This is a genomic window from Methanobrevibacter sp. UBA417 (assembly GCF_002508845.1).
Classification (GTDB): Archaea; Methanobacteriota; Methanobacteria; order Methanobacteriales; family Methanobacteriaceae; genus Methanobrevibacter_A; species Methanobrevibacter_A acididurans.
Window position 1 is genome coordinate 2,853 of the sequence record NZ_DAZC01000001.1, and the last position, 2,259, is coordinate 5,111.

General features: G+C 30.7%; 2 protein-coding genes and 1 tRNA gene. 2 read left to right on the forward strand and 1 reads right to left on the reverse strand.

What is annotated here, in order from left to right; genetic code table 11:
• Window positions 1-911 (forward strand): aminotransferase class I/II-fold pyridoxal phosphate-dependent enzyme (locus BP769_RS00020; RefSeq protein WP_413861761.1); only part of this gene is annotated, 911 nt, incomplete at its 5' end.
• Between the two features lie 35 nt (window positions 912-946).
• Window positions 947-1,855, forward strand: coding sequence for a cation diffusion facilitator family transporter (locus BP769_RS00025; protein WP_413823622.1), 909 nt, complete (start codon window positions 947-949; stop codon window positions 1,853-1,855).
• 122 nt (window positions 1,856-1,977) lie between these two features.
• Here the strand turns inward: BP769_RS00025 and BP769_RS00030 are convergent.
• Window positions 1,978-2,062 (reverse strand) — tRNA-Ser (locus BP769_RS00030).
• Between the last annotated feature and the right edge of the window lie 197 nt (window positions 2,063-2,259).

The window sequence follows — 2,259 nt, forward strand, 5'->3', positions numbered from 1 at the left end:
GTTTAAAGATTTGTGAAAAATTCAAAAAAGACAATAAAATCACCACTACACCTGATAATGTTATAGTAACTAGTGGAGCTAGTGAAGCATTATATGATTGTGCACAAGCATTATTTGAAAAAGGTGACAATGTATTAATACAAGACCCTGGATTCTTATCTTACGATGCAATTATAAGACTTGCTGAGGCAAATCCCATACCCGTAAGCACACCATTAGAGGATGATTTTAAATTAAAAGCAGACAGTGTAAATGAATTAATAAGTCCAAATACTAAGGCTATAATAATTAATAGTCCATGTAATCCAACAGGAGCAGTTATAGATAAAAAAGATATTAAAGGTATTTGTGAACTTGCAGAAGATCATGATTTCATGATTATAAGTGATGAAATTTATGAAAAAATCATTTACGGAGACAATAAACATTATTCTCCTGGAGCTTACACTAATAATGTTATAACACTTAATGGTTTTAGTAAAACTTATGCAATGACAGGTTTAAGAATTGGATACATGAGCGCACCCTCAGATATTACCGAGGAATTATTAAAAGTTCATCAATATAATATTGCATGTGCTAGTAGTATTGCACAGAAAGGTGCATATGAAGCTTTAACTGGACCACAAAACTCTGTTAAAAGTATGGTTAAAGAGTTTGAAAGACGTAAAAATCTTATTGTTAAACGTTTAAATGATATGGGTTATAAAACACCTGATTGTGAAGGAGCATTTTATGCTTTCCCAAGAATTAATAAGCCAGAAGAGTTTGTTAAAACTGCAATGGATAAAGGAGTAATCTGTGTATTAGGTAAAGCATTTGGACCAACTGGGCAAAAACATGTTCGGATGAGTTATGCTAATAGTTATGAGAATATTGAAAAAGCAATGGACATATTAGAAACAATATAAAAAAAAATTGGTTATGGGTTGGTGTTTTTTAGAAAATGGCAAATATATTAAGACATAAAGAAGGGAGAAAAGCTGTATTTATAGCTATAATAGGTAATGTTTTCTTAACTATATTCAATATACTTGTAGGGGTAAATAGTGGAAGTTTTGCTTTAATAACTGAAGGAGCACATACATTATCTGATGTTGCAACTAGTATAATAGCTTTTCTCGGATTTGAGGTAGGTCAAAAACCTGCAGATGCAGAGCATCCTCTTGGTCATGGTCGAGCTGAAGCTATTAGTGGACTTGTAATTGTTATATTTCTTTGTTTGGTTTCATTTGAAATATTACGATCTGCAATTATTAAATTATTCTTTGGAGGGGAAATTACAACCCCTACACTTTTAGCTGCAGGAATGGCGATAGTTGGTTTAATTATTAATCTTCTTATTAGTCATCAAATAATTAAGATTGGTACAAGTATTAATAGTCCAGCTATAGTTGCAGATGGTCATCATCAAAGAACTGATCTTTTTAACAGTCTTGCAATATTAATTGGTGTTATTGTTGCTAATTTAGGTTACCCTATTATTGATCCAGTGGTTGGTTTAATTATTGGTGTTATAATTCTTTACACTGCATTTAAAGTAGGTAGGGATAATATTAATAATATTATGGGTAAAGTTCCTTCAGAAGAGTTAATTCAAGAGATTCATGATACTGCTGAAAGTGTTCCTGGTGTTTATGGTGTTCATGATATTCGTGTGAATTATTTAGGTGCTTATGCAACTGCTACTTTACATGTTTCACTTGATCCTGATTTAAGTTTAAATGAGGCTCATAAGATTGCGCATCTTGTTCAAAATAAAGTAGATGATAAGGTGGATCTTATTGAAGGTGTTACTTGTCATACTTGTCCTTTAGGTTTAGAATATGATCATGAGCAACCTATTGATGAATAAAAAAAAATTAAATCTTTCCTTATTTTTTTTCTCATTTTTTGTTTAATTAATTTTTAAGAAAAATTTAGTTAGAATTAGTGTTTATTTTGTATTAAGTTATAATTTTAGAATAAGTAAAGAAACGCCGGGAACGGGATTTGAACCCGTGTGATCCATGGGATCATCGGATTAGCAGTCCGACGCCGTACCAAGCTGGGCCATCCCGACATTTGTATTTTAAAAAAAGTTAATCTTTTNNATGAGCAACCTATTGATGAATAAGAATTAAATCTTTCCTTATATTTTTTTCTCTTTTTTTTAATTATATTTTTATAAGAAAAGCTAGCTAGAATAAGTATTTATTTGTATTAAGTTAAGTTATAATTTTTTTAAATAATAAGAAAACGCCGGGAACGGGATTTGAA